The organism is Xanthomonas citri pv. mangiferaeindicae (assembly GCA_002240395.1).
Classification (GTDB): domain Bacteria; phylum Pseudomonadota; class Gammaproteobacteria; order Xanthomonadales; family Xanthomonadaceae; genus Luteimonas; species Luteimonas citri_A.
On sequence record CP016836.1, the window covers coordinates 1,543,606 to 1,563,430 of the forward strand.

Below are 19,825 nucleotides of genomic sequence, written 5' to 3' on the forward strand. Positions count from 1 at the left end.
ACTCCTAGCGGGGGATCAGGAATGGGCCGGTGCGACGGGCGCGACCGGTGCGTGCGAGACGAGCGGCCGGTTCGCGAGCTTGCGCATCGCGACGTAGAACACCGGCGTCAGGAACAGGCCGAAGAGCGTGACGCCCAACATGCCGGCGAACACGGTGATGCCGGTGATCGAACGCACCTCCGCACCCGCACCGGTGGACAGCACCAGCGGCACGGTGCCGGCGATGAACGCGACCGAGGTCATGACGATCGGCCGCAAGCGCAGGCGGCTGGCTTCCAGCGCAGACGTGATGATGTCCTTGCCTTGCATCTCCAGTTCGCGGGCGAACTCGACGATCAGGATCGCGTTCTTGCACGCCAGGCCCATCAGCACCACCAGACCCACCTGCACGAACACGTTGTTGTCGCCGCCGGCCAGCCACACGCCGAACAGGGCGGACAGCAATGTCATCGGTACGATCAGAATCACCGCCAGCGGCAGCGACCAGCTTTCGTACAGCGCGGCCAGCACCAGGAAGGCGAGCATCACCGCCAGCGGGAACACCACCAGCGCCGCACCGCTCTGGTTGGACTGCTGGTAGCTCAGGTCGCTCCAGCCGATGCCCATGCCGTTCGGGAGCACCTGGCCGGCCAGCTCGGTGACCTTGGCCATCGCCTCGCCCGACGACAGCACGCGCGGGTCGGCATCTCCCAGCAGATCGGCGGCCGGATACCCGTTGAAGCGGATCACCGGGTCCGGGCCATAGGTCTGGCGGACATTCACCATCGAGCCCACCGGCACCATTTCGCCGGCTGCATTGCGCGTGCGCAGCGCGGCGATGTCCGACACGTCTTCGCGGAACGGGCCGTCGGCCTGGGCGATGACCTGCCAGGTGCGGCCGAACATGTTGAAGTCGTTGACGTAGGCCGAGCCCAGATAGGTCTGCAGCGTGTCGAACAGTTCGGTCAGCGGCACGCCCTGGGCCTTGGCCTTGACGCGATCGACCTCGGCATCGAGCTGCGGCACGTTGGCCTGGTAGCTGCTGATCGGATAGCCCAGCCCCGGCGTCTGCATCGCGGCACCCTGGAAGGCCTGCACCGCGGCCTGCAACTCGCCGTAACCCAGACGCGTGCGGTCCTCGACGAACAACGACCACCCCGACCCGTTGCCCAGCCCCTGGATCGGCGGCGGCATGAAGGCGAAGGTGAAGCCTTCCTGGATGGTCGAGAACTTCTGGTTGAGTTCGGCGGTGATCTCCTCGGCGCTGCGGCTGCGTTCGGAGAACGGATCGAGGGTGAAGAACACCACGCCGTTGTTGGGCGTATTGGTGAACTGCAGCGGGTTCAGGCCCGGGAACGCGATCTCGCTCGCGACGCCGTCGACCTCGCTGGCAAGTGCCGCCATCCGCTTGAGCACCGCGTCGGTGCGTTCGATCGATGCGCCTTCGGGCATTTTGACGCCTGCGATCACATACATCTTGTCCTGCACCGGGATGAAGCCCGCCGGCACGATCTTGAACATCAGGGCGGCGCCCGCCAGCAGTACGGCATAGACCACGAAGACGGCGCCGCGACGGCCCAACGAACGCGAAACCGCACTTTCGTAGCGCTCGGAGCTGCGATGGAAGAAGCGGTTGAACGGACGGAACACCCAGCCGAACGTCCGATCGATGAGCTGGGTCAGCCGGTCCTTCGGTGCGCCGTGCGGTTGCAGAAGCTTGGCTGCCAGGGCCGGCGACAGGGTTAACGAGTTGATCGCCGAGATCACGGTGGAGATGGCGATGGTCACCGCGAACTGCTTGTAGAACTGGCCGGTGACGCCGGTCAGGAACGCCATCGGTACGAACACCGCGCACAGCACCAGCGCGATCGCGATGATCGGCCCGGACACCTCGCGCATCGCCAGGTGGGCCGCTTCCAGCGGGGAGGCGCCCAGCTCGATATGGCGCTCGACGTTCTCCACCACCACGATGGCGTCGTCGACGACGATGCCGATCGCCAATACCAGTCCGAACAGTGTGAGCGTGTTGATCGAGTAGCCGAGCAGATACAGCACCGCGAACGTGCCGACGATCGACACCGGGACCGCGAGCAGTGGAATGATCGATGCGCGCCAGGTCTGCAGGAACAGGATCACCACCAGCACCACCAGCAGCGTGGCTTCGATCAGCGTCGTCACCACCGACTTGATGGAATCGCGCACGAAGATCGTGGTGTCGTAGATCGACTGGATCTCCACGCCGGGCGGAAGCGAAGGCCGCAACCGTTCCATCGTCGCGACCACCCCGTCGCGGATCTCGAGCGCGTTCGCGCCCGGGGCCTGGAAGACACCGATGGCCGCGGCGTTCTTGCCGTCCAGGCGCGCGCGCAGCGTGTAGTCGCCGGCCGCCAGTTCGATACGGGCCACGTCGGCCAGACGCACCAGCTCGCCGTCAGTGCCGGCCTTGAGCACGATGTCGCCGAATTCCTCGACGGTCTCCAGGCGGCCCTTGGCATTGATCGGCAGCAGGAAGTCGCTGCCGTTGGGCATCGGTTCGGCACCGAGCTGGCCTGCCGACACCTGCACGTTCTGTTCGCGCACCGAGCGCACCACGTCACCGGCGGTCAGGCCGCGCGCGGCGATCTTGTCCGGATCCAGCCACAGGCGCATCGCATAGTCGCCACCGCCGAAGACCTGGGCATCGCCCACGCCTGCGATCTTGGCGATCTCGTCCTTGACGTGCAGGCGCATGTAGTTGCGCAGGTACAGCGAATCGTAGCGGCCGTCCTGGGAGGTCAGGTGTACGACCATCAGGAACACCGGCGACTGCTTCTGCGTGGTCACGCCCTGCCGTCGGACGTCCTCGGGCAATCGCGCCTGCGCCTGCGCCACGCGGTTCTGGACGCGCACCGCCGCGTCGTCGGCGTCGGTGCCGGGCTTGAAGGTCACGGTGAGCTGCAGCACGCCGTCGGAGCCGGCCACGGACTTGATGTACATCATGTCCTCGACGCCGTTGATGGCTTCCTCGAGCGGGGTCGCCACCGTTTCGGCGATCACCTTCGGGTTGGCACCGGGGTACACCGTGCGTACGACCACCGAGGGCGGCACGACCTCCGGGTACTCGCCAATCGGCAGCAGGGGAAGCGCGATCAGGCCGCCGGCGAAGATCAGGATCGACAGCACCGCGGCAAAGATCGGCCGGTCGATGAAGAAGCGGGAGAAGTCCACGGGAGAATCCTTGTGGGCGGCGCGAAGGCCGCAGCGAAAGAGAACGCGGGTACAGCGAGGCTTTCTCCGTAACGGAGAAGATGCCCCGAGGTTGCGGATGCGCACCGGGCTTGCTCGGCAAGTCCCGATCCGCACCCGATGCGCTGCACGCGTCTCCCCAGAGGGAGGCCGCGGTCATGCGACCCTTAGTGTTGTGCGACCGCCTTGACCGGCTGGCCATCGCGCATCGCAACCGTCTGCGGTGCGACCGGCATGCCAGGCATGAAGACCTTCTGCACGCCATTGACGATGACGCGGTCGCCGGCGGCCAGGCCCGACTCGACCACGCGCAGGCCATCGACCATGCGCCCGGGCACGATGTCGCGGCGTTGCGCGGTGTTGCCCTCGCCCAGCACGTAGACGTACTTGCGGTCCTGGTCGGTCAACACGGCCTTGTCATCGATCAGCACCGCCTCGCGTGCGGTCGCGCCTTCGAGCTGCACGCGGGCGAACAGCCCCGGCGTGAACCGGCGGTCGGGGTTGGGCAGCACGGCGCGGGCGCGCACGGTGCCGGTGGCCGGATCGACCTGGTTGTCGAGGAAATCGACCGTGCCGGCATGCGGGTAGCCGGTCTCATCCGACAGACCCACGCGCACCGCGTTGCGACCGGCGGTGCGCGCGCCCTCGCGGGCCAGCGCCTGGTGCCGCAGGAAGGTGCGTTCGTCGGTCTCGAAGTAGACGTGCACCGGATCCTGCGAGACCACCGTGGTCAGCAGCGAGGCATCGGCCTGGGCGAGATTGCCGGCGGTCAGCAACGCGCGCCCGGCGCGGCCATCGACCGGTGCACGGACCTGGGTGAAGGCCAGATCCAGCTTCGCGGTTTCGACCGCGGCCTGGGCGGCGCGCACTGCGGCCTCGGCTTCGGCGCGTCCGGCGCTGCGGGCCTCGAAGTCGTCGCGCGAGATCGCGCTGGCCTCGATCAACGACTGCGCGCGGTCATGCCGCGTTGCCGCCAATTGCGCCTCGGCGCGGGCCCGGGCCAGTTCGGCCTCGGCGCGCTGCAACGCGGCGCGGTACGGACGCGGGTCGATGACGAACAGCAGGTCGCCCTGCTTCACTTCATCGCCTTCCGCGTAGGCTACGCGCTCGACGTAGCCGCTGACGCGCGGCCGCAGCTCGACGCTCTCGACCGCGGCAATCCGGCCGGTGGCGTCGTTCCAGTCCTTGACCGGCTCGGCGAGCACTGCGGCGACTCCGACTTCGGGCGGGGGCGGCGGGCCGGCCGATTCGGCGCGGCTGTCGCAGCCGGCCACGGTGACGGCGATCGCGGCGGCCAGCAGCGAGCCGGCCAGGGCGCGGGTGAGGATGGGGGTCATGAGCGGAACTCCTGGGGGATCGGGAACGGGCCGCGATGCGCTGCAGCAGCGCCTGCGCGGCGGTGTCGTGGGTCGACGCGGGGACGCACGGCGGAGGTGCGAGATCGATGTCGTCGGACAGGCCGGGCGGGCGCACCGGGCCATCGCTCGGGAACCGCAGCAGCGCGGCGTCCGGGCGCAGGCGGCCGTCGACCATGCGCAGCGCGTAGTCGGCGATCGCATCGGCGTCCGGCCACTGGGTGCAGGCATGCGCGGCGTTGTGCGCAGTGCGCACCGGCGAGTCGATCGCCAGCATCTGTACCCGGACCGGCAGCGTTCGCGCTTCTTCGTGCAGTACGCGGGCCAGCATCTGCAACGCGGCCGCGCCGATCGAGCGGTGTCCGTAGCCCGACCAGGGCTGCTCGGCGCCGGGGCCGCCGACCAGGACATAGGCGCCGCCGGGGACCGGGGCCAGCAGCGGCAACAGATGGCGCGCGGCGGCCAGATGCGGCAGCAGGTCCTCGTCGAGCCGCCGACGCAGGAAGTCGGCCGGCGCGTCGAGCAGTCGGCGTGCCGGGGCGGCGCCGCGGATCGCTGCAACCACCGCACCGGGTCGGGGGCCGGCCAGCGCGGCGACGCGGTCCGCGAGCGCGGCGGCGTCGGCATCGCTGGACAGCGTCGCGGCCAGCGGCATCACGGTCGCGCCGTGACGCTCGCGCAGCGCGGCGAGCGCGGCGCCGTCGCGCGCCACCGCGATCGTTCGACGTCCGGCGGCTGCAGCGCGGGCGACCAGGCGCGCGCCGATCGTCCCGGTCGCGCCAAGCACCAGCAGCGGCGACATTGTCCCGGTCATGGGATTTTGTCTCCCGAAAAACAGGCTTCGACCGAGGCCGGGGCATCCTGATCGGGGGTCGACGCCCCCAGCCAGGCCCACATCCGTCGCCAGTCGAAACCGCCGCCACGCACCCCGCGGGGGACTGCAAGGCGGGCGCTAGACGATTGATTTGGCGGGATTTCCAACCGACGCCGGGACGCAGCCGTGCGGCCCTGTCGGACGATGGCGTGCGGGCTGGGAACAGGGCGGTCGAGGGACACCGGCGGACTCCGGTCGGGCGAGGCTGCAAACGATAGGCGGCCATCCCGGACTTGATTAGTCCCGATTCGAGGGAATAATTGTCCCTCGAACGGGCCAATCGCGTCCGTCCCCACCGGAGCGCGCGCATGGCCCACGATCTCAACGACACGCTGATCTTCGTCAAGGTGGTCGAGCAGGGCAGCTTCATCGCTGCCGCCAACGCGCTCGGCCTGCCCAAGACCACGGTCAGCCGCAAGGTCCAGGAACTCGAGCAGCGGCTGGGCGCGCGGCTGCTGCACCGGACCACACGTCGCCTGGGGCTGACCGAGGCCGGCGCGGTCTACCACGAGCATTGCCAGCGCATCGCGCGCGGGCTCGAAGAGGCCGAGGCCGCAGTGGGCCAATTGCAGGGCGGTCCGCGCGGCTGGCTGCGTTTCACCGTGCCCTACTCGATCGGTATCACCTGGATCGCGCCGCTGCTCGGCGATTTCCAGGCGCAGTACCCGGAGATCCTGCTCGACATGCACATGGGCAACGAGCAGCTCGACCTGATCGCCGGCGAGGCCGATCTGGCGTTGCGCGTGGGCACCCTGCCCGACTCGAACTTCGTCGCGCGCAAGCTCGGCAGCCTGCGCACGCAGGTCTTCGCCAGCCCCGCCTACATCGAAAAGCACGGCGAGCCGCTGCATCCCGACGACCTGCAGCACCACCGCACACTGGTGATGCGCAAGAGCCGCAACCCGCACAACGGCCGCTTCGTGTGGTCGCTGACAGACGGTCAGGCGCTGCGCGAGTTCCCGGTCAATCCGCAGCTGGTCGGCAACGACCCGGCCGCATTGAACTGGGCGCTGATCAAGGGCGAGGGCTTGATGCTGACCGGCGACGTGATGGCCAAGGCCTTCGTCGAGGCGGGCATGGTCCAGCGCGTGCTCGCCGGCTGGACCGGTCCGGAGGTCGACTTCAATGCGGTGTTCGCCGGCGGCCGTCTGGTCTCGCCGAAGGTCCGTGCGTTCGTCGACTTCCTGATCGAGCGTCTGAACTTCGACGCCGACCACATGCAGACCCTGTGCATGGTGCAGAAGCAGGCGATGGAGGCCAAGGTCGCCGGCGAGGTCGCACTGGCGCAGTTGGAGAAGGCCTCGCGCCGGTCCGCAGCACCGGACCCCGAGCGCGCCGAGCCGGTCACCGCCGGCCGGTGACGGTCACGACAGCGACGCGGGCGATGCCCGCTGTCGCCGGCGCTCAGCGTTCCGAGTGCCCACTGCCGCTGCCGTCGCGCCGGGCGAACAGGTCCGGGCGGATCAGCTCGACGAACGCGCGGGCCTGCGGCGAGAGCAGCTTGCCCTTGCGCACCACGACGCCGTAGCTGCGCGCAGGAAACCACTCGGAGACCGGACGCGTCGCCAGTCGCGTCGCATCGCCCGCCTCCACGCAGATCGCGCTGGTGATCGAGATACCCATGCCCATCGCGACGTACTGCTTGATCACCTCCCAGCCGCCGACTTCCAGCGCGATCGTGTAAGGCACGCGCGCCTGCTGGAACACCTGGTCGACCAGCCGGTAGGTCACATGCCGTTTGGGCGGCAAAATCAGGCCGTAGCGCGCGATCTCCTCCAGCGTGATCCGTCGCGCTCGCGCCAGGGCGTGGTCGGGCGGCGTAAGCAGGACCGGCTCGAAGCGGTACACCGGTGCGTAGTCGAGGTCCGGCGGCACGTCGACCATCGAGCCGACCACCAGATCGACCGCGTCACTGCGCAGCAGGTCGTTGCCGTCGGCGGTGATGGCGTCATGCAGCGTCAACCGCACATCGGGATGCTGGCGGCGGAACAGTTCGACGATCTTTGGCAGCAGGTACAGGATGGTCGAACTGTTGGCCGCGATCGTCAGCGCACCGGCATCCAGGCCGCCGACTTCGCGGCGAAATGCCGCCGGCAAGCCGTCGATGCCCTCCACCACCGGCATTGCCAGGTCGTAGAGCACCTCGCCGGCGCGGGTGGGCACCAGGCGCCGGCCGCTGCGTTCGAGCAGCTTGACCCCGAGCTCGCGTTCGAGCGCCTGCAACTGCAGCGAGATCGCGGGCTGGCTGACATAGAGGGCCTCGGCGGCGCGCGACACCGAGCCCAAACGGGTCGTCTGACAGAACGCGCGCAGCGGCTTGAGCCGGTCGCTCTTGTACGGAAACCGTAACGGAGGCGGGGACTTGGCGGCCATTCCAGCATGCTTATTAGTCAGACTAATAGTTCGCATTGACAGAACTCGTTTGTCAAATATCGGGCATGGAGACACGGTCTGCTGCACCGCACCACCCAAGGCGACCGTTGCGATGAACGCTGTCCACCGACTGCATGCGCTGCCCCCCTCCCCCGCCTGCGCCCTGCCGGCGGGCCTGCCAGCCGGGACCCCGGCCGACTTGCTCGATGACGCCGCCCTCGCCTGGCTGGCCGACCTTCACCGCGAATTCGAGCCGAGGCGCCAAGCCCTGCTCCGCGCCCGGCAGACGCGCCAGGCCGCCTTCGACGCCGGCGCCCTGCCCGATTTCCGCATCGACACCCGGACGATCCGCGAATCGGCATGGACGGTCGTCCCGGCACCACGGGCATTGCGCGATCGCCGGGTCGAGATCACCGGGCCGGTCGATCCGAAGATGGTCATCAATGCGCTCAATTCCGGCGCGCAGTGCTACATGGCCGATTTCGAGGATTCGACGTCGCCGACCTGGACCAATCTGCTGAACGGCCAGCGCGCGCTGCGCGAAGCAGTCGCCGGCAGCCTGACCTTCGAAGGCAACGGAAAGCGTTACACCTTGCTGCCCGAAGCGCGGCAGGCGGTGCTGATCGTGCGGCCGCGCGGCTGGCACCTGGACGAGAAGCACGTCCTGGTCGACGGCGCGCCGATGTCGGCAGCGCTGTTCGATGCCGGCCTGTTTGCGTTCCACAACGCCCACGCGCTGGCCGCGCGCGATCGCGGGCCCTACTTCTACCTGCCCAAGCTGCAGTCGATGGAAGAAGCGCAGCTGTGGGACGACGCGCTGGCCCATATCGAACGTGCGCTGGGCCTGCCGGTCGGGCAGATCCGGGTCACGGTGCTGATCGAGACCCTGCCCGCCGCCTTCGAGATGGACGAGATCCTGCACGCGTTGCGCGGGCGGATTGCCGGCCTCAACTGCGGGCGCTGGGATTACATCTTCTCCTACATCAAGACCTTTCGACGGCACCGCGATCGCGTGCTGCCCGAGCGCGGTCAGGTGACGATGGCCCAGCCCTTTCTCAAGGCCTATTCGGAACTGCTGATTCAGACCTGTCACCGCCGCGGCGCGCACGCGATGGGGGGCATGGCGGCGCAGATCCCGATCCCGGGCGACGAGGCCGCGAACGAGGCGGCGATGGACCGGGTGCGCGCCGACAAGTTGCGCGAGGTCACCGCCGGCCACGATGGCACCTGGGTCGCGCATCCGGCGCTGATCCCGATCGCGCGGCAGGTGTTCGATGCGCGCATGCGTGGGCCGCACCAGCATGCGATGACGCGCGACGACGTGCTGGTCGCGCGCGACGACCTGATCGTCCCGTCCTTGGGCACGATCACCCATGCCGGCTTCGCCGGCAACGTCGAAGTCTGCGTGCGCTACCTCGCTGCCTGGCTCGACGGCAACGGCTGCGTGCCGATCCACGGCATGATGGAAGACGCTGCGACCGCCGAGATCGCACGCGCGCAGCTGTGGCAGTGGTTGCACCACGCCGATGCCGACGCCAGCGGTGCGCCCGGCACGCCGTTGTATCTCGATGACGGCACCGCGATCGACGACGCGCTGTTCGACCGGGTGCTGCTGTCGCTGCCCTCGCGCCTGGCCCGTCAGGCGGTCCCCGGCGCCGCACGCGTGGCCGAGGCCATCGCCCTGCTCGAAGCGCTGACCCGGTCCGACACGCTGGCCGACTTTCTGACGTTGCCGGCGTACGAGCGGCTGTGACACGCCCTCACCGCTGATGCGATCGCCCGCTCCGCCCAATCCCTCATCACGCATGACCCCGCCAAAGGAACGTCCCATGACCACGCGCCAGCACCAGATCGATGCCTTGCAGCAAGAATGGACCACTGACCCGCGCTGGAGCGGCATCCGCCGCACCTATACCGCGGCCGACGTCGTGCGCCTGCGCGGCAGCGTGCAGCCCGAGCACACGCTGGCCCGTCGCGGTGCGCAGCGGCTGTGGACGCTGCTCAACGGACAGGCCAAGAAGGGCTACGTCAATGCGTTCGGTGCGATCAGCGCCGGGCAGGCGATGCAGCAGGCCAAGGCGGGACTGGAGGCGGTGTACCTGTCGGGCTGGCAGGTTGCGGCCGACGGCAACACCTCCGAGACCATGTATCCCGACCAGTCGCTGTATGCCTACGACTCGGTGCCGGCGATGGTGCGCCGGATCAACAACACCTTCCAGCGTGCCGACGAGATCCAGTGGAAGAACATCGCCGACGGCAAGCTCGACGCGCGCGAGGCGATCGATTTCTTCCTGCCGATCGTCGCCGATGGCGAGGCCGGCTTCGGCGGCGTGCTCAATGCCTACGAGTTGATGAAGAACATGATCGTCGCCGGTGCGGCGGGTGTGCACTTCGAGGACCAACTGGCGGCGGTCAAGAAGTGCGGCCATATGGGCGGCAAGGTGCTGGTGCCGACCCAGGAGGCGGTGCAGAAGCTCATCGCCGCGCGCCTGGCCGCCGATGTGCTCGGTGTGCCGTCGATCGTGCTCGCGCGCACCGATGCCGAGGCGGCCACCTTGCTGACCTCCGACTTCGATGCCAACGACGCGCCGTTCGTCACCGGCGAACGCACCGCCGAGGGCTTCTACAAGGTCCGCAACGGCCTGGAGCAGGCGATCAGCCGCGGCGTGGCCTACGCCCCGTTCGCCGACCTGGTGTGGTGTGAGACCGGCACCCCGGATCTGGGCTTCGCGCGCGAATTCGCCCAGGCCGTCCACGCCGCCACCCCCGGCAAGCTGCTCGCCTACAACTGCTCGCCGAGCTTCAACTGGAAGAAGAACCTCGACGACCGCCAGATCGCCTCGTTCCAGGACGAGCTGTCGGCGCTGGGCTACAAGTTCCAGTTCATCACCCTGGCGGGCATCCACATCAACTGGTTCAACAGCTTCCGATTCGCGCACGACTACGCGCGCGGCGAAGGCATGCGCCACTACGTCGAGCAGGTGCAGGAGCGCGAGTTCGCCGCGCGCGATCAGGGCTACACCTTCGTCTCGCACCAGCAGGAAGTCGGCGCCGGCTACTTCGACGATGTCACCACGGTGATCCAGGGCGGCGCCTCCAGCGTGACCGCACTGACCGGCTCGACCGAGGAGGCCCAGTTCTACGCCACGCGAGCCGCGTGAGGCACGGCGTCGATGGCGCGCTGCACCATCGAGGGGCTCGCATGTGACGCGCGTCGCGATTGACGACGTCGACGTGTTGAAACGCACGTCGACGTCATGCGCGGGCTTGTGGTCGTGTGGAGAAGTGCAGAGAATCGGTCGGTGTTGGCGGTCCAGGAATGCCGCACGTTGGATGATGGAACCTTGCGGTGTCGTACTGCTGGCACGTGGAAGTTCGATTCTCAACTCACCAGGAAAGGAGTCAATGTCATGAACGACATCAACTACAGCGAGTGCGAGTTCGACCAGGCAGCCGAGTGGCGCGTGTCCGCGGGTGCGGATAATCCGGCAGGGGCCCTGTTTATCAGCGGCGAGTACGCCGAAGCCGACATCGCCGGTGGCGATGTGGCGATGACCGTCTTCAACTGTACGAACTGCGCCGATTGCACGGGATCGATCACGATCAACTGCAAGTAATTCGGCGCGATGCCTGCAACGACCGCAGGCGAATTCGATGAAGCGCTGGGCTGCCTGATCGTCGATGCTGTCGACGGTCTTGCAGCCCAGCTTGCATCGATCGCCGATCTCGCCGAGCGCGAGCGCGCGCTCATTCTTCGTGGCGCCCAGACCAGCCTGCTCGCGGTATTGAACGGCAAGTTGAGCCGACTGCTGCTGCTCGAGCTCAATGCCGCCCGTGTCAATGGTCAATTGGCCGGCGAGACATCGCAGCAGCGCTGGCAACAGTTCATCGCGCAGGCCTCGATGCCCGCCTTCTGGCAGGCATTGTCGCGCCACTATCCGACCTTGCTGCCCCGGGTGGACGCCATCGTGCGCAACCGCTGTGCCAGCTTGGTCGAGTTCGCCGTCCGGTTCGCGGCCGATCGCGCCCAGCTCGACACGTTCCACGGCGCGCCACTGGGCGAACTGCGATCGCTGACGCTGAGCGCGGGCGACAGCCATCGCGGCGGCCGCGCCGTGATGCTGGCCCATTGCGCCCATGGCAGTCTGGTCTACAAGCCGCGGTCGATGGCGATCGACAACGCACTGGCGCGTTTCCTCGAGGCTGCGATGGATCGGGGCGCGATGCAGTCGCATACCCGGGTACCGCGTGTGCTCGACCGTGGCGACTACGGCTGGAGTGAGTTCGTCGCGCATCGTCATGTCGACGACGATACGCAGCTGCCGGGCTTCTACCGTGGTATCGGCCAATGGCTCGCGCTGATGCGCCTGCTTGGCGGCTGCGACCTGCATGCCGAAAACCTGATCGCCCACGGCGCATGCCCGGTCATCATCGACTGCGAAACCTTGTTCGCACCGCGGCTCAAGCCAGTGGTTTCGGGGATGGGCGAAGCCTTCGATCTCGCATCCGAACGCATCAGCGGCAGCGTGATGAACATCGGGCTGCTGCCCAACCGTGGCGGCGGTCTGGGCTGGCGCGGTGTCGATGTCTCGGGCGTCGGCGCGTTGCCCGGACAACAGCCGCGGGTGCCGCAGTCGCGGATCGTCCAGGCGGGGTCGGACGACGCGCGCATCGGCACAGTCATGGCGGAAACGCGTCCAGCGCAGAACCACCCCAGTGAGCGCCCGTCACTGGGCGAGCATTGGTCGTCGATCCTGCAGGGCTTCGACGACACGACGGCCATGTTGCAGCGCCTGGATGCGGCTGATGCCTTGGCGCCGTTGCTGGCGCCCTTCGCGCCGTGTCCGATCCGCATCGTGCCCCGATCGACCGAGGCCTATGCGGAACTCGGGCGGATGCTCTGGCACCCGGTCTCGTTGCACAAGCCGCCGGAGGCCGAGCACCGCGCGCACGCGCTGCTTGCGAAGATGGCCGACCAAAAGGCCCTCGCGCCCAGCGACGATGCGGTGATCGCAGCCGAGGTCGCGGACCTGCTCGAAGGCGACATCCCGTTCTTCGCCACCACGCCCGGCCATGGCGAGTTGCAGGGGCCCCGGGGCACGAAGTGGCTCGCCCCCGCGATCTGGTCGCCGCGTCGCTGCAGCATTGGCGCCAGGCCGACTGGGCGCTGGAGCGCGAGATCATCAAGTCCACGCTGGTCAGCGCCTACGAGAGCGATGTCTGGTCGGCGCCGGTCGTTGGGTTGCGCGCCGAGTCGCCGCAGCTCGACGACCTCGAGCCGCGTCGCCGGCGTCAGGCGGCGCGAATGATGACGTTGCTCGGCGAAGCGAGCCTGCGCGGCGACGATGGCAGCGTCACCTGGATCGCGTCCGTGCTGGGGCAGACCGGCCGCACCGTGCAGCCATTGGGCCAGGATCTGTATGGTGGGATTTCCGGCATCGCATTGCTGGCGGCGGCCTACCAGCGGGAAATGCGCGCCGGGCGCGCGGATGACCTGCCCGGTATCGACGATCTGGTGGCGCGGCTGCTGACGACGATGCGCCTGGCCGAGACTCAGTCATTCCTGCGGCGTGCGCGCGTCCAACAACCGCGTCCGCCGGCACTGGGCGGCTACATCGGGCTCGGCTCGCAGGTCTGGACCTGGTTGATGCTCGAACGTTGGGGGGTGGTGCGGGGCGAAGGCCTGGAGCACGCCTGCAGGCTTGCGGAGCTGGTACCGGGCGCTGCAGACGCCGACGATGTCGGCGACCTGCTGACCGGCAAGGCGGGTGCGATCGTGCCGCTCATCCAGTTGGCGAGCGCCAGTGGCGATGCGCGCTATCTCGACATGGCCATCGACATGGGCGACCGCCTGTGTGCGGATGCGCAGTGCGAGGACGGCGTCGCCTACTGGACGCATGCCCGCTGGCCACGTGGCATGGGCGGGTTCGCTCACGGCGTCACCGGCATCGCCTGGGCCTTGTCGCGCTTGGCCGTTGCCAGCGGTCATGCGCGCTTCGAGGCGGTGGCGATGCAGGCCGATGCTTTCGAGGAGCGCCTGTACCAGCCGGAGGCGGGCAACTGGCTGGACCTGCGCATGCTCGAGGGGGCGCAGGCCCCCGCGGCCTGGTGCCACGGCGCGGTCGGCATCGGGCTGGCCTTGGCCGATCGCCAGCCTGGGCTCGACGATCCGCAGGTGCGTGCACGCGTCGTCGCCGCCGCGAAGACCGCCTGGCGGCACGGCGTCGGCCTCAACCACGGCATCTGCCATGGCGACATGGGGGCGTGGGAGCTCCTCGATCTCGCCTGCCGCGCTGGCCTGGGGCCCGACGGACTCGACGCCGAATCGTTGCTGGCCGCCGTGCTCACCAGCCTCGAGACGCACGGGCCGGTGTGTGGCCTGGCCGGTACCGCCTACGCGCCCGGCCTGATGGGTGGCCTGGCCGGCGTCGCTTACCAGTTGCTGCGTGCCCATCCGGCGCGTGCGCTGCCATCGGTGATGGTGATGGGGGACGCGCTGGGCGCAGGTGACGCGTCGCGGTGATCCGGGCGGCGCGGGCGGGTCTGTCGTGCCTGCCCGCGCCGCCGGCGATGCACTACATTGGTGCGATGCTCGCCGCCGCCCTGCCCGCTGCCGACTTCGATGCGCTGGCCACGCCCCTGGTGTGGACGGGGGCCGATGGCCGGATCCGCGACTGCAATCTGGCCTTCGCGCGCTGGCTGGGCGTGGGCCGGCGCCGGCTGCTGGAGCAGCCGCTGGCCGCGCTGGAGGTCGAGGGCGAGACCTTGCGGCAGGCGCTGGGTCAGTCCGGCGACGAGAGCGATACGCCGCTGCGGCTGCGGCGCCTGGCGCTGGCCTTTCTTGGCGGTGAGCCGCGCTTTGCCGACGCCTGGGTGACGCGCGCCGCCGGCGGCGTGCTGCTCGAGGCGCACCCGGTGGACGAGTTTCCGGGCGCCGACCCGACGCTGGCGATGCCGCTGGCGCTGTCGGCGGCGCTGCGCGGGCTGGCGCACGAACTGCGCAATCCATTGGCCGGACTCAAGGGCGCGGCGCAGCTGTTGGCCCGGCGTGCCGGCGACGGCGAGACGGGCGAACTGGTCGCGCTGGTCGGCTCGGAGGTCGGCCGGCTCAGTGCGCTGGTCGACCAGTTGTTGTCGCCCCAGGCGCCGCAACCGCATCGGCCGTTGAACATCCACGGTGTCCTGGAGCAGGTGCTGCGGCTGGCTGAGGCCGATGCCGGTTGGGCGGTGCGGATGGTCCGTGATTACGACCCCAGTCTGCCGGAGCTGTCGGGCGATGCCGACCGGCTGACCCAGGCGATCTGGAACCTGGTGCGCAATGCGATCCAGGCGGGCGCGGCGAACGTGACCCTGCGCACCCGCGCCGCGTTGGCGGCCCGTATTGGTGACGAGGTCCATGCGATGGCCTTGCGGTTGGAGGTCGTCGACGACGGCCGCGGCGTGCCGGGCGATCTCGTCGAGCAGATCTTCCTGCCCCTGGTGTCCGGGCGCCCGGACGGCAGTGGGCTCGGGCTGGCGTTGGCCCAGCAGGTCGCGCGCGAACATCGTGGCGCGCTGGTCTACCGCTCGCGTCCGGGCCACACCGTGTTCACGCTGCAGCTGCCGTTTCCGCTGCTCGACGCCGCGCCCGCGCCGTCCGCCGACGCCTCTGCCGATGTCGGCGCCTCCGAGGATCCTGCCTCCCCATGACGTCTCCCGCTCGTCGCATCTGGGTCGTCGACGACGATCGCGCCGTCCGCTTCGTCCTAGCCACCGCGCTCAGCGAGGCGGGCTACGACGTGTCCGGCTTCGACAGCGCGCAGGCCGTGCACGAGGCCTTGCTACGGCGTGCGGCCCCCGACCTGCTGTTCACCGACGTGCGCATGCCCGGCGACAGCGGCCTGCAGTTGCTCGATGCGCTCAAGCAGGCGCATCCGCAGTTGCCGGTCGTGGTGATGTCGGCCTACACCGATGTCGCCAGCACCGCCGGTGCGTTCCGCGGCGGCGCGCAAGAGTTCCTGTCCAAGCCCTTCGATCTCGACGAGGCGGTCGCTCTGGCTGCGCGCGTACTTGGCGACCGCGAGCCTGCACCGGCCGGCCCTGACGCGCCGGCGGTCGAGGACGCAGGGGCGGGTGTGGACGATGCGCTGGTCGGCGACACGCCGCAGATGCGGCAACTGTTCCGCGCGATCGGCCGGCTCGCGCAGGCGCCGGTCGCGGTGCTGGTGACCGGCGAGACCGGCACCGGCAAGGAACTGGTCGCGCGCGCGCTGCACCGCGAATCCCCGCGCGCCGGCCGGCCGTTCGTCGCCCTCAACACCGCCGCGATCCCGGCCGAACTGCTGGAAAGCGAGCTGTTCGGCCATGAGGCCGGTGCGTTTACCGGCGCGGCGCGGCGCCACGTCGGCCGCTTCGAGCAGGCCGACGGCGGCACCCTATTTCTCGATGAGATCGGCGACATGCCCGCGTCGCTGCAGACCCGGCTGCTGCGCGTCCTGGCCGAGGACGAGTTCTTCCGGGTCGGCGGCCGCGAGCTGATCCGGGTCGATGTGCGGGTGATCGCCGCGACCCACCAGGATCTCGAAGCGCTGGTCGCGCAGGGGCGCTTCCGCGCCGACCTGCTGCATCGGCTGGACGTCGTGCGTCTGCGCCTGCCGCCGCTGCGCGAGCGGCGCGATGACGTGCCGCGACTGGCCGAGCGCTTCCTCCAGGCGGCCGCCGCCAAGCTCGACGCGCCGGCCAAGCGGCTGGGCCGGGCGGCGCTGCAGCGGCTGGCGGCGTACGACTGGCCGGGCAACGTGCGTGAGCTGCAGAACCTGTGCTGGCGGCTGGCGGCGCTGGCGCCGTCGGAGCGTATCGCCGTGCAGGATCTCGACGCGCTGCTGCCGGCGCAGTCCGGCCTGGCGCGGGCAAGCGAGGCCGCGCCGGGCGACGTCACGCACTGGGAGGACGCGCTGCGCGCCTGGGCCGACCTACGGCTGCGCGCTGGCGATGCCGATCTCCATGCCCAGGCCCGCGAGCGGCTGGACCGGGTGCTGTTGGAAACCGCGCTGGCCCAGACCGGGGGACGTCGCGCCGAGGCGGCGGTGCGCCTGGGCGTCGGCCGCAACACCCTGACCCGCAAGCTCGGTGCCCGCGGCCGGCGCGGCTGAGCGGTGCCGGGGCCTTCATCCGCACTGAACTCCCGATCCATATGGTGTCGTCCGATGCTTCGATCGTTCCGTCCCGCCCTGTCCCTGCTCACCGCCGCGCTGGTCGTGGGCTGCGCCAGCGCGCCGCGCCCGGCGCCAGCGCCCGCCGCGGTGGCCACGCCGCCATTGGCCGGCACCGGCACCGCGAACGCTGCGGTGGCCAACCTCGCCTCGGCGTCGGGCACCCTGGTCAGTGGTCGGGTGATGCTCAGCCCGGCGCAAGGCGGCGTGCGCGTGCGCGGCGAGATCGGCGGCCTGGTCCGTAACGGCACCCACAACCTGCGCCTGCATGCCCGCGGCGACTGCAGCGCGGTCGATGCCGCCAGCGCCGGGCCCGAGTACGACGCCCAGCGCGGTGCGCCGTCGCAACTGCCCGACTCGGGCGAGCGCGGGCGGATCCTCGCCGATGCGCGTGGCGTTGCCCCGATCGACCTGCTGCTGCCCGGTGCGGTGCTGGGCGGCGGCGCGCCCAATGATGTCGTCGGCCGCGCGCTGCTGGTGCTCGGCGCGACCCCCGGCGCGATCAGCGCGCGTGTCGCCTGCGGCGTCGTCCGGATCGAATGATCCACGTCTACCCATCCAGTTCTCGGCGCACTGCGTCCTTTCGACCCCGAAGGAGTACTTCCATGTCCCAGACCCGTCTCTTCGCGCCCGCCGTCGCGGTGCTCGCGCTGGCGCTCTCCGCCTGCGGTAACAGCAGCACGACCGACAACGAAGATGCCGCCGCCGAGGCCGACCGCGCCGCCGCGCCCGCGTCGGGCCAGGCATCTGCTCCTGCGGCCGAGACCGCGGCCGCAGGTGCCAGTGCCAGCGCCGAGCTTGCCCCGACCCAGGGCCATGAAACCGCCGGCACCTTGCGCTTTGCGATGGTCGATGGCCGCATCCAGGTCACCGGCACGGTGAACGGCCTGCCGCCGGGCGGCACGCACGGCTTCCATGTGCACGAGCACGGCGATTGCAGCGCGCCGGACGGCACCAGCGCCGGGGGCCACTTCAATCCGGCCAGCAGCGACCACGGCCGGGTCGGCCACGGTGCGCATCACGTTGGCGACAGCGACAACATCGTTGCCGGCACCGATGGCACCGCGTCGGTCGATGGCTGGCTGGAAGGCGCAACGCTCGGCGATGGGGCGCCGACCGACATCGTCGGCAAGGCGGTCATCGTCCATGCCAATGCCGACGACTACGTCACCCAGCCGACCGGCAACGCTGGCGACCGGCTGGCCTGCGGCGTGATTCGTTCCTGACGGACTGCGGGCTCCACCTGTGGGGCCTTACGCCTCGCGGGTAGCGTTGGGCGGGGCGCGGTGAAAGTCTCGCCCCCACCCGATGCCTGCGGCATCGACCTCCCCCGCGTGCGGGGGAGGTGAGTTCACATCGGCCGCGAAGTCGTGTCCATTCGACTCTGGCGCGATGCTATAAAGCGCGCCCCGCATTGTGGGGAGGTGAGTCAGATCGGCCGCGAAGTCGCGTCCATTCGATTCTGGGCGCGATGCCATAAAGCCCTCCCCCCGCATCGCGGGGAGGGTTGGGTGGGGGCCAGAAGGTCGCGGTGGCATGCGGACGCCATTGCCCCTACGCGATGCCTGCGGCATCGGACCTCCCGGGAGATGAGTCCAGATCGGCTGCGACGTCGCGTCCTTTCGATTCTGGGCGCGATGCCCTAAAGCCCTGCCCCGCATCGCGGGGAGGGTTGGGTGGGGGTCAGAAGGTCGCGGTGGCATGCGGACGCCATTGCCCCTACGCGATGCCTGCGGCATCGAACTCCCCACATCGCGGGGGAGATGCGTCCAGCTTGGCCGCAAAGGGCCGCATCCCGCCGACCTCCCGCGCAGGGAGTGGCCTGCAGTGCCGACGGTTTGACGGTCAGGCCAGCGCGGTGCGCGGGTCTTGGCCTGGGGTGACGTGTACGAACTCGACCGGCACGCCGTGCGCCTGCAGCACGGCGGCGAACTGGCGCTGGCGGGCCTCGTGCATCGCCAGGCCATGGGCGAGGCGGCCTTCGTCCTGCTCGCCCGGCGCGCACCGTCGCCGCCAATCGTCGGGGCCCAGCAGTGCCATGCGCACCTCGCCCTGCGCATGTCGCAGCAGCGGTTCGGGCGGGGCGTCGAGCCAGATTTCATCGGCTGGCGCCAGCAACGCGGCCTCGAGCACGTCCCACAGCGGCTCGAGCCCCTGGTTGCGGTACTGCAGCGCGGTCATCGCCAACAGGTCGTGCAGCGTCAGGTAGCGGGCGTGTTCGATTCGCGCGCCGAACGCGTCCTGCGCCTGCAACGCGGTGTCGGCCTGCACCATGCCCAGGTCGAGCAGCATCGATTCCATGTGCGCCGAGACCGCCTCGGTCGCGGCGGGTTCGCCGACAAACAGATACGGCAGCACGCGCAGGCGACCACCGGCCAGTTCCGGGTCGGCACGGAACGGCAGCGGCGTTTCGCCCTTCTCGTCGGCACCGAAGGCGATGATCCGCGGCCCCTGCCCGGCTTGCGGCGCGCGCGCACGCAGTTCCTCCAGCCGACGGTGCACCGGCCAGCCCGGGCGCAGTAACTCGGCGGGGTCGAAATGCGCCGCGGCAAAGACCAGGTCGAGGTCGCGCACACCGGGCACCAGCACGCCCAGATCACGCCCCAGGCGTGTGGCCAGTGCACCGGCCGCCTGCTGGCCCACGGCATCGCGTGCCGGCACTGAGTCGTCGCTCAGTTCCAGGGCCAGGACGCCGCGCACGAGCGGCGCGGCATCGTGTCGGGAAATGTCGGGATCTGCGGTCATTGGCCGTCCACACGGGCAGGGATACACTCGTTCACATTATGCCCGTCCCGTGTCGTGGACAGTCTCACGCAAGCCCCTGCGAG

General features: G+C 69.6%; 13 protein-coding genes and 1 pseudogene. 10 read left to right on the forward strand and 4 right to left on the reverse strand.

The features are described from left to right. Nucleotides 1–15 precede the first annotated feature (15 nt). Together BEN78_06665 and BEN78_06670 are read right to left on the reverse strand one after the other, a co-directional pair. Nucleotides 16–3,186 (reverse strand): multidrug efflux RND transporter permease subunit, encoded by a 3,171-nt coding sequence (locus tag BEN78_06665; protein ASR43112.1) that lies wholly within the window; start codon nt 3,184–3,186, stop codon nt 16–18. Between the two features lie 185 nt (nt 3,187–3,371). Then, nucleotides 3,372–4,541 (reverse strand): efflux transporter periplasmic adaptor subunit, encoded by a 1,170-nt coding sequence (locus tag BEN78_06670; GenBank protein ID ASR43113.1) that lies wholly within the window; start codon nt 4,539–4,541, stop codon nt 3,372–3,374. A gap of 247 nt (nt 4,542–4,788) precedes the next feature. Between BEN78_06670 and BEN78_06675 the strand changes: the two genes are divergently transcribed. Both BEN78_06675 and BEN78_06680 read left to right on the forward strand, forming a co-directional pair. Then, the gene (locus BEN78_06675) at nt 4,789–5,424 is read left to right on the forward strand and encodes a hypothetical protein (protein ASR43114.1); all 636 of its coding nucleotides are present in this window, start codon (nt 4,789–4,791) and stop codon (nt 5,422–5,424) included. Between the two features lie 317 nt (nt 5,425–5,741). Beyond that, a complete protein-coding gene (locus BEN78_06680) occupies nt 5,742–6,794 on the forward strand; it encodes a LysR family transcriptional regulator (GenBank protein ID ASR43115.1) in 1,053 nt (350 codons plus the stop codon). A gap of 43 nt (nt 6,795–6,837) precedes the next feature. On the opposite strand, the gene BEN78_06685 is transcribed toward BEN78_06680, so the two are convergent. Next, a complete protein-coding gene (locus BEN78_06685) occupies nt 6,838–7,806 on the reverse strand; it encodes a LysR family transcriptional regulator (GenBank protein ASR43116.1) in 969 nt (322 codons plus the stop codon). Nucleotides 7,807–7,945: 139 nt separating this feature from the next. On the opposite strand from BEN78_06685, the gene BEN78_06690 reads away from it, so the two are divergent. From BEN78_06690 to BEN78_06725, 8 genes and pseudogenes are all read left to right on the forward strand, one after another. Further along, nucleotides 7,946–9,559 carry a malate synthase A gene (locus BEN78_06690; GenBank protein ASR44965.1) on the forward strand — a complete coding sequence of 538 codons (1,614 nt, stop codon included), beginning with the start codon at nt 7,946–7,948 and terminating at the stop codon, nt 9,557–9,559. Nucleotides 9,560–9,635: 76 nt separating this feature from the next. Further along, nucleotides 9,636–10,967: an isocitrate lyase gene (locus BEN78_06695; GenBank protein ID ASR43117.1), complete on the forward strand. Its 1,332-nt coding sequence runs from the start codon at nt 9,636–9,638 to the stop codon at nt 10,965–10,967. A 249-nt stretch (nt 10,968–11,216) separates the two neighbouring features. Next, nucleotides 11,217–11,423 (forward strand): hypothetical protein, encoded by a 207-nt coding sequence (locus BEN78_06700; GenBank protein ID ASR43118.1) that lies wholly within the window; start codon nt 11,217–11,219, stop codon nt 11,421–11,423. A gap of 45 nt (nt 11,424–11,468) precedes the next feature. Beyond that, a pseudogene (locus BEN78_06705) lies at nt 11,469–14,329 on the forward strand (lanthionine synthetase). A 47-nt stretch (nt 14,330–14,376) separates the two neighbouring features. Beyond that, nucleotides 14,377–15,495, forward strand: coding sequence for a PAS domain-containing sensor histidine kinase (locus tag BEN78_06710; GenBank protein ID ASR44966.1), 1,119 nt, complete (start codon nt 14,377–14,379; stop codon nt 15,493–15,495). Further along, nucleotides 15,492–16,937, forward strand: a complete 1,446-nt coding sequence (locus BEN78_06715; GenBank protein ID ASR43119.1) for a nitrogen regulation protein NR(I) — start codon at nt 15,492–15,494, stop codon at nt 16,935–16,937. Before BEN78_06710 ends, BEN78_06715 begins: the two co-directional genes overlap by 4 nt. A 54-nt stretch (nt 16,938–16,991) precedes the next feature. Beyond that, nucleotides 16,992–17,540: a hypothetical protein gene (locus tag BEN78_06720; GenBank protein ID ASR43120.1), complete on the forward strand. Its 549-nt coding sequence runs from the start codon at nt 16,992–16,994 to the stop codon at nt 17,538–17,540. A gap of 62 nt (nt 17,541–17,602) precedes the next feature. Beyond that, nucleotides 17,603–18,223, forward strand: a complete 621-nt coding sequence (locus tag BEN78_06725; GenBank protein ID ASR43121.1) for a hypothetical protein — start codon at nt 17,603–17,605, stop codon at nt 18,221–18,223. 619 nt (nt 18,224–18,842) lie between these two features. Here the strand turns inward: BEN78_06725 and BEN78_06730 are convergent. Beyond that, nucleotides 18,843–19,742 carry a hypothetical protein gene (locus BEN78_06730; protein ID ASR43122.1) on the reverse strand — a complete coding sequence of 300 codons (900 nt, stop codon included), beginning with the start codon at nt 19,740–19,742 and terminating at the stop codon, nt 18,843–18,845. Nucleotides 19,743–19,825: the final 83 nt, after the last annotated feature.

Excerpts from the sequence above, each read along its gene's own strand:
- BEN78_06670 (ASR43113.1), bottom strand. The coding sequence starts at position 4,541 with ATGACCCCCATCCTCACCCGCGCCCTGGCCGGCTCGCTGCTGGCCGCC.
- BEN78_06675 (ASR43114.1), top strand. The coding sequence starts at position 4,789 with ATGCGCGGCGTTGTGCGCAGTGCGCACCGGCGAGTCGATCGCCAGCAT.
- BEN78_06680 (ASR43115.1), top strand. The coding sequence starts at position 5,742 with ATGGCCCACGATCTCAACGACACGCTGATCTTCGTCAAGGTGGTCGAG.
- BEN78_06685 (ASR43116.1), bottom strand. The coding sequence starts at position 7,806 with ATGGCCGCCAAGTCCCCGCCTCCGTTACGGTTTCCGTACAAGAGCGAC.
- BEN78_06695 (ASR43117.1), top strand. The coding sequence starts at position 9,636 with ATGACCACGCGCCAGCACCAGATCGATGCCTTGCAGCAAGAATGGACC.
- BEN78_06700 (ASR43118.1), top strand. The coding sequence starts at position 11,217 with ATGAACGACATCAACTACAGCGAGTGCGAGTTCGACCAGGCAGCCGAG.
- BEN78_06710 (ASR44966.1), top strand. The coding sequence starts at position 14,377 with ATGCACTACATTGGTGCGATGCTCGCCGCCGCCCTGCCCGCTGCCGAC.
- BEN78_06715 (ASR43119.1), top strand. The coding sequence starts at position 15,492 with ATGACGTCTCCCGCTCGTCGCATCTGGGTCGTCGACGACGATCGCGCC.
- BEN78_06720 (ASR43120.1), top strand. The coding sequence starts at position 16,992 with ATGCTTCGATCGTTCCGTCCCGCCCTGTCCCTGCTCACCGCCGCGCTG.
- BEN78_06725 (ASR43121.1), top strand. The coding sequence starts at position 17,603 with ATGTCCCAGACCCGTCTCTTCGCGCCCGCCGTCGCGGTGCTCGCGCTG.
- BEN78_06730 (ASR43122.1), bottom strand. The coding sequence starts at position 19,742 with ATGACCGCAGATCCCGACATTTCCCGACACGATGCCGCGCCGCTCGTG.